Origin of the sequence: Aetokthonos hydrillicola CCALA 1050, from assembly GCF_017591665.1 — a bacterium.
In the GTDB taxonomy this organism is placed as follows: domain Bacteria; phylum Cyanobacteriota; class Cyanobacteriia; order Cyanobacteriales; family Nostocaceae; genus Aetokthonos; species Aetokthonos hydrillicola.
On record NZ_JAAKGC010000173.1, the window covers coordinates 1 to 7,072 of the forward strand.

Sequence of the window (7,072 nt, forward strand, 5' to 3'; positions counted from 1 at the left end):
GGGGGGGGGGGGGGGGGGGGGGGGGGGGGGGGGGGGGGGGGGGGTGGGGGGCGGGGGGGAGGGGGGGGGGGGGGTGGGGGTGGCTGACACAAGCGTTAAAAAAGTTGACTAAAGATGCTACTTCAGAACCTTTTGGGCGCAGTCTTTAGTTGAAAAAACTTGATATTGTTCAGGCAGGTGGCTAGATTTTGCGTTGGTATTTGAGTAATTTTGGAGTCAGGCGATCGCAAACATTGTTAATGAAATCTTGATGTTTATTAGATTGATACTTTACAAATAGATGAGTTATAACTGTCTTATATAGGAATCTTGTCTGAGTTGTAATTTAGAGCAACAAGGTAGAAAAAGGAAATTGTTTATAACTTAGTAATGCAAAAAATGAATTCTTGAACATAGGATCTAATACCATTTTTATATAAAGACGCATAAGAATCCCCACCCCATAGCAGCACCTCCCCTTGGCAAGGGGAGGTTAGGAGGGGTAAAAATAATGTGCAGCTTCACCCAAAATTGGTATAAGTTACAGCAGAAGCCCGAAGCGCGCTCTTTAAACAAGAGTATTATACTTGATTGAGTTAGATAAGGGTATTCTGTATAACTCGTTCATCGTAACTGACTTGTATGTGGTTAAGTTTTTTTCAAAAAGTTAGGAATTAAGATGCAGACTTTATTAGTAACAGGTGGAGCAGGCTTTATTGGAGCTAACTTTGTACTCCAGGCTAGAAAAGAAAAATGGGCTAACATAATTAATTTAGATAAGCTAACTTATGCTAGCAATCTTTTAAATCTAGCACAATTAAACGATGATCCAAATTATCATTTCGTTCAAGGAGATATTGGGACTCTGGAATTAATCAGTTATTTACTCAACCAATATCAGCCGGATGCAATTATCAATTTTGCTGCGGAAAGTCACGTAGATCGTTCAATCCATAGCCCAGGAGCTTTTATTCAAACTAATATAGTAGGAACTTTTAATTTATTAGAGACATGTAGGCTCTACTGGGAAAAATTGTCATCAAAAAGACAACAGCAGTTCCGCTTTTTACACGTGTCAACAGATGAAGTCTACGGTTCTTTAAGCCAAGAAGATAAACCTTTTCGAGAAGATACCCCCTACGCACCTAATAGTCCTTATGCTGCATCTAAAGCAGGATCTGATCATTTAGTGCGAGCCTACTTTCACACCTATGGCTTACCGACTTTAACAACTAATTGCTCTAATAACTATGGTCCACGTCAGTTTCCAGAAAAATTGATTCCTCTAACCATTCTCAATGCTTTAGATGGTCAATCTCTTCCTATATACGGTGATGGCCAAAACATACGAGACTGGCTTTACGTAGAAGATCACTGTGATGCACTGTACCTAGTTTTACAACAAGGACGTATTGGTGAGACCTACAACATTGGAGGTTTGAATGAGCAAACAAATTTAGCAGTTGTCGAAAAAATCTGTGAAATTCTTGATGTTCTGTTCCCTAAGTCTGTTATTCAACATTCTTCTTTGATGACTTTTGTTAAAGACCGTCCCGGTCATGATCGTCGATATGCGATCGATTGCGGAAAAATTTACCGAGAATTAGGCTGGCAACCAAAGGAAAACTTTGATAGTGGTTTGAGAAAAACGATTCAGTGGTATGTTGATAACTCTGACTGGGTGAAGCATGTACGATCAGGTGGATACGAAAACTGGATTAAACAAAACTATGGCAACAGAAAAGCCGCATAGTTACTAAATTTTTTGTGTGTAAGGATTATAAAATGAAAGGCATTATTCTAGCAGGTGGGTCTGGTACACGTCTTTATCCTCTAACCCACGTCATCAGTAAACAACTCATGTCTGTTTACGACAAGCCTATGATTTATTATCCCTTGTCGGTATTAATGCTAGCAGGGATTCGTGAAATTTTAATTATTTCTACTCCTACAGATTTACCACTATTTCAGCGCTTATTAAAGGATGGTAGCCAATGGGGATTAAAGTTTAGTTATGTTGAACAGCCTAAGCCAGAAGGCTTAGCACAAGCGTTTATTCTAGGCAAAGATTTTATTGGCAATGATTCGGTCTGCTTGATTTTAGGAGACAACATATTTTATGGACATGGCTTCAGCGAAGTACTTGCTCATGCTGCCACACTTCGTCAAGGAGCATTGATATTCGGTTATCAGGTGAAAGATCCTCGACAGTACGGAGTTGTTGAATTTAATGACCATGGACTCGTCGTTAGTATCGAAGAAAAACCCGTTGTTCCTAAATCCAGGTATGCTATTCCCGGTATCTATTTTTATGACTCTCAAGTGGTGGAGATTGCTTCTAATCTTAAGCCTTCTGCTCGCAATGAGTTAGAAATCACTGATGTCAATCTAGTTTATCTACAACGACGTCAACTGCAAGTAAAACTACTAGGTCGCGGCTATGCTTGGTTAGATACCGGTACGCATGAATCCCTGCATCAAGCAGCCGACTTTATCCAAACTTTAGAAGAACGACAAGGGCTCAAAATTGCTTGTATTGAAGAGATTGCTTACAACAAAAAATACATTGATGCAGTTCAATTGCGTCGTTTAGCTGAACCTATGGCTAAAAGTAGCTATGGTCGTTACCTCATAGAAATACTTGATAATGTCACTCAGACTACTGCTGACATTGAGAAATTAGAACAAGAATTTTATAAACCAAAAGCATTACTAGTATGAAAGTCATAGAGACAGCTATTCCTGATGTGCTAATCATTGAGCCAACGGTGTTTGGAGACGATCGAGGCTTTTTCTATGAGAGTTATAATGAAAAAGTTTTTTGGGATAGGATTGGGATATCATCTAACTTTGTACAAGACAATCATTCGCGCTCTAGCAAAAATGTTTTGCGCGGTTTACACTACCAGATTCAGCAGCCTCAAGGAAAGCTTGTGAGAGTTGTTGTTGGTTCGGTATTTGATGTCGCTGTCGATTTAAGAAGAAATTCTAAAACTTTCAAGCAATGGGTTGGTATACACCTAAGTGCCGAACACAAACAACAACTTTGGATCCCAGCCGGCTTTGCCCACGGTTTTGTAGTGCTATCTGAATACGCAGAATTTCTGTACAAGACAACAAACTACTATGCACCACAATATGAGCGTTGTATTAAATGGAATGATCCTGACTTAGGAATCACTTGGCCGATCAATGGCGAACCAATTTTGTCTGTTAAAGATCAAAAGGGTCATTTACTACGAGAGGCAGAAGTATTTACTATGGACTTTTTGATAAAAAGTGCTATAGGTATAGCTAAATAGAGGCCATTTATCAAAAAAATTAAGTTTAAAACCCTGTCCTTTTAGGACGAAGAGTGTCAATAATTTCATTATTTTCCCCTTAAAACTTGTCTTTTAAGGGGAAAATATTATCAGTATTTTTACTTTATTAATTAGTTTGAAGAATGCCAGTTAAGTCAGGAAGAAAAATCAAATTTTGATTTGAGGAAAAAGGATAAGCAAGTACCCACAAAGATAGTGCAACCACAAACGAGTGATGATTATTTGGAGCAACTTAAATTAACGAATCAAACAGCATCTAACTTGATGTATGCGACAAATAAACGTTTAATATCTGCTCAAATTTACATTTCCTTCTTTTTAGACCTGATTTATTTAAAGTAAAGATAAAAACTTTATTTCTTCTATGTTCATCAGTAATTACTCGGAGTAAGATAATAAGTAATTCCTCGGAGGGAATTAAGAAAAGCAGATGCAACTACCAAACATATTTTTTTAGCTTAAGAGAGCCAATACAGTAACTGTGTTACAAGTAAGTGAAATCACGAAGTTTACGAAAAAAGTGTTTTATTTAGTAGTTATCAGGATTTTTTTACTAGCATCAAGGTAGGATTACAATGAGAAAAATTAATATATTAAATATAGAAATTGACAATTTATTCCTAACGGAAGCACTAGAAAAAATTACATCAGGTCTTGTGTTTACACCCAATGTAGACCACATAATGAAATTACAGAAAGACCCTGATTTTCTAAAATTATATAATAGTGCTGACTACAAACTCTGTGATAGCCAGATAGTCATCTACGCATCCAATTTTTTAGGTACACCGATTAAACAAAAAATTTCGGGCTCAGATTTTTTCCCAGCTTTTTATACTTATCACAAAAATAACAAAAATATTAAAATCTTTCTGCTGGGAGGCCCTCCAGGAGTATCTACGAAAGCCAAAGAAAACATAAACAAGAAAGTTAAAAGGGAAATTGTAGTAGGAGACTATTCTCCATCTTTTGGCTTTGAAAATAATCCTCAAGAATGCGCAGAAATAGTTGAAATGATTAATAAATCAGGAGCGACAGTATTAGCAGTAGGAGTTGGTTCTCCAAAACAAGAAAACTGGATATATGCACATAAAGATAAATTGCCAAATGTAAAAATCTTTTTAGCAATAGGTGCAACTATTAATTTTGAAGCAGGTGATCTCAAGAGAGCGCCCAAGTTCTTAAGTAAGATAGGACTAGAATGGCTGCATAGACTATTCTCTGAACCTCAAAGATTATGGAAACGATATTTAGTAGAAGATTTACCTTTTATTTATTTAATCGTAAAACAAAAAATCAGATTCAATATCAATTCACGTCAAAGAATTAAACAATTGAATCAGAAATCAGAAGTCAGGAGCAAACATCAATTAGTTAGAGAGTCTAAGCATTGCTTAGTTCAAGATTGAAATTTTTCAGATTTATAACACTGTAGAGAGTACAGTTAACTCTCTACAGTCATATATAAACATAAAGTTCTCGTTCTAGCAATTGCCATTTATTTGCTCAACCTAATAAATTCTGAAACTCTAATTACTATGTCTCAGCTTTCTAGTTCCAACCGAAACTCTATACGACTTGTATATGACACCTATACTGCTCGTTTTGCTAATTTTTCAGTTCACTCTTCTGTTATCAGTAAAACAAAGCGCATAATTGACATATTAGGTGCAATTGTAGGTCTAGGAATAACAGCAGCCGTGACAATTCCACTGGCGATAGCTATTCAGCTGGACAACCCAGGTCCTATTCTCTACAGTCAAATTCGTTGTGGTCTGAACGGAAGCTCTTTTCGGATTTGGAAATTCCGTTCTATGGCTCTAGGGGCTGAAACACTGACACATCTGGTTAATAATCAAGCGACAGGGAATCATATCCTCAAAAATGAAAATGACCCTCGAATTACTCGTGTAGGCAAATTTCTCCGCCGCACCAGTTTAGACGAACTACCTCAATTTTGGAATGTGCTACGTGGGGAAATGAGTCTCGTGGGTACTCGTCCTCCAACTCCTGATGAAGTAATGCACTATTCAAAACATCACTGGGAACGCTTGAACGTCAAACCTGGTATGACTGGTGAATGGCAGGTTAATGGTCGCTCTAGTATTAAAGATTTTGAAGATATTGTTCATATGGATATTAGCTACCAACGCAAGTGGTCTATTGCTTACGATCTGATTTTGATCCTAAAAACTCTTAAGGTTGTACTCAATAAAAACGGTGCTTTTTAGGGCAGAGTATTAGTATTACTTAATATTGACGAGACACGCTCCTATGTGAACAGGTACATCAGGATAAAAACCTGACGATTTTAACCTGGGATGAAACGCGACGCTCTGAGTTTGAAAATTATGGGGTGTCCTTTTTTTGGGCTAAAATCACGGTAAAAATCTAGTTAAATCAAATTCTCCTTCTTGCTGATCTTGGTTAAATCTTTCAGAGCTAAGCATCAATAAAACTCGGTCTGTATAGTCTACTGCTCCTCGTAACTCATTCTGCAATATTTCTAGTCCACCATTAGCATATTCTTCAAAAATATGGTTACGTTGCTGTTCATATTCTTCTTCGTGACTGGGAGATAAGATTTTAATATCTTTAGATTCAGTAATTCCCAACAGTTTGATTACCCAATCATGCCCCATTGTTGCAAAATGCTCTAGCCTAATTGGAGATGGTTCTCTTTTTGATATTTCCCCCAAAGGAACACGGCGTTTATGCTTTGCACCTAAAGCCGCCGCAAACACAACTACATCAGCAAAAGTTTGGAAGGGACCTGTAGCACCATCATTGGATGTCAAAGCCTTAACCAACTCAGCCTTATCTTTAGCAACTCTTATTCTGCTAGTTTCCGCCATTTTACTTATATCTAATTTGTAATAATTATAACTTTAACGTTCAAATAATGTTCTTAACTTGCAAAGCTAGTTTTCTAAACTTATATGGGTAATATTATATACGAAGCCCTAGATGAGCATTTGCGAAATATGTCCCCAAAGGAACTCACTGTTCCGGAAGTAACCAACGGCAATTGGCTTTGCGATTGCTGAAGCAAGATTTTAATTGCGATATCAGCTAAATACTAAAACTCTTGCATGAATTTCTTATGAATCAATCCTCCAATCACCATAAAACGGGCGAAAGACCCCAAGCAGAGAATATCTTAATGAATCTTCGAGTGTTAATCGTAGCAGAGCATGCCTCTGCAAAATTTGGTGGTGAAGCTGCTCTGCCTTGGCATTATTATCGAATTCTTCGTCAACGAGGAATTCCTACCTGGTTAGTGGTTCATGAACGTACCCGTACAGAGTTACAGGCATTGTTTCCTGAAGATAAAAATATTACTTATATCCCCGATACAACTTGGCATCGACTCCTGCATCGATTGAGCAGTTTGCTACCCAGTCGTTTATCCGGTTTCACTCTAGGTCTCATCATGCGCATGATGACTCAATTGGCTCAGCGGTCCATCGTTCGTCATATCGTACAAGAAAAGAAGATTAATATAATTCATCAACCAATTCCAGTATCACCAAAGGAACCTTCGATGATTTTTGGGATGGGTGTGCCCGTAATTATCGGCCCTATGAATGGTGGTATGGACTATCCGCCAGTTTTTCAACAGATGCAAAGCCCAATAGTAAACTTTACTTTGGCCTTAGGACGAAAGTTTTCTAGTCTGATGAACAAGTTGATACCTGGGAAACAGCAGGCAGCACTTCTGATAGTGGCAAATAAGCGAACGCGCCGAGCTTTGCCTCAAGGTGTCTGTA

6 protein-coding genes and 1 pseudogene are annotated in these 7,072 nt (G+C 37.9%); 6 read left to right on the top strand and 1 reads right to left on the bottom strand.

Features of this window, described 5'->3' with window-relative positions:
* Positions 1–658: 658 nt before the first annotated feature.
* The 5 genes from rfbB to G4P69_RS34560 all read left to right on the top strand — a co-directional run bounded on the left by rfbB (position 659) and on the right by G4P69_RS34560 (position 5,533).
* On the top strand, positions 659–1,732 hold the full coding sequence (gene rfbB / locus G4P69_RS34540) for a dTDP-glucose 4,6-dehydratase (RefSeq protein ID WP_208341640.1): 1,074 nt from the start codon (positions 659–661) through the stop codon (positions 1,730–1,732).
* Positions 1,733–1,764: 32 nt separating this feature from the next.
* Entirely contained in the window at positions 1,765–2,700 is a 936-nt protein-coding gene (gene rfbA / locus G4P69_RS34545; RefSeq protein ID WP_208341639.1) for a glucose-1-phosphate thymidylyltransferase RfbA, read from the top strand.
* Positions 2,697–3,281: a dTDP-4-dehydrorhamnose 3,5-epimerase gene (rfbC, locus tag G4P69_RS34550; protein WP_208341638.1), complete on the top strand. Its 585-nt coding sequence runs from the start codon at positions 2,697–2,699 to the stop codon at positions 3,279–3,281. Before rfbA ends, rfbC begins: the two co-directional genes overlap by 4 nt.
* Before the next feature lie 596 nt (positions 3,282–3,877).
* On the top strand, positions 3,878–4,711 hold the full coding sequence (locus tag G4P69_RS34555) for a WecB/TagA/CpsF family glycosyltransferase (RefSeq protein ID WP_208341637.1): 834 nt from the start codon (positions 3,878–3,880) through the stop codon (positions 4,709–4,711).
* 129 nt (positions 4,712–4,840) lie between these two features.
* Positions 4,841–5,533 carry a sugar transferase gene (locus tag G4P69_RS34560; protein ID WP_208354429.1) on the top strand — a complete coding sequence of 231 codons (693 nt, stop codon included), beginning with the start codon at positions 4,841–4,843 and terminating at the stop codon, positions 5,531–5,533.
* A gap of 147 nt (positions 5,534–5,680) precedes the next feature.
* On the opposite strand, the gene G4P69_RS34565 is transcribed toward G4P69_RS34560, so the two are convergent.
* Positions 5,681–6,157: a DNA phosphorothioation-associated protein 4 gene (locus tag G4P69_RS34565; protein ID WP_208341635.1), complete on the bottom strand. Its 477-nt coding sequence runs from the start codon at positions 6,155–6,157 to the stop codon at positions 5,681–5,683.
* A gap of 248 nt (positions 6,158–6,405) precedes the next feature.
* On the opposite strand from G4P69_RS34565, the pseudogene G4P69_RS34570 reads away from it, so the two are divergent.
* Positions 6,406–7,072, top strand: a pseudogene (locus G4P69_RS34570) (hypothetical protein); the annotation flags it as partial.

Excerpts from the sequence above, each read along its gene's own strand:
- G4P69_RS34560 (WP_208354429.1), top strand. The coding sequence starts at position 4,841 with ATGTCTCAGCTTTCTAGTTCCAACCGAAACTCTATACGACTTGTATAT.
- rfbC (WP_208341638.1), top strand. The coding sequence starts at position 2,697 with ATGAAAGTCATAGAGACAGCTATTCCTGATGTGCTAATCATTGAGCCA.
- G4P69_RS34555 (WP_208341637.1), top strand. The coding sequence starts at position 3,878 with ATGAGAAAAATTAATATATTAAATATAGAAATTGACAATTTATTCCTA.
- rfbB (WP_208341640.1), top strand. The coding sequence starts at position 659 with ATGCAGACTTTATTAGTAACAGGTGGAGCAGGCTTTATTGGAGCTAAC.
- G4P69_RS34565 (WP_208341635.1), bottom strand. The coding sequence starts at position 6,157 with ATGGCGGAAACTAGCAGAATAAGAGTTGCTAAAGATAAGGCTGAGTTG.
- rfbA (WP_208341639.1), top strand. The coding sequence starts at position 1,765 with ATGAAAGGCATTATTCTAGCAGGTGGGTCTGGTACACGTCTTTATCCT.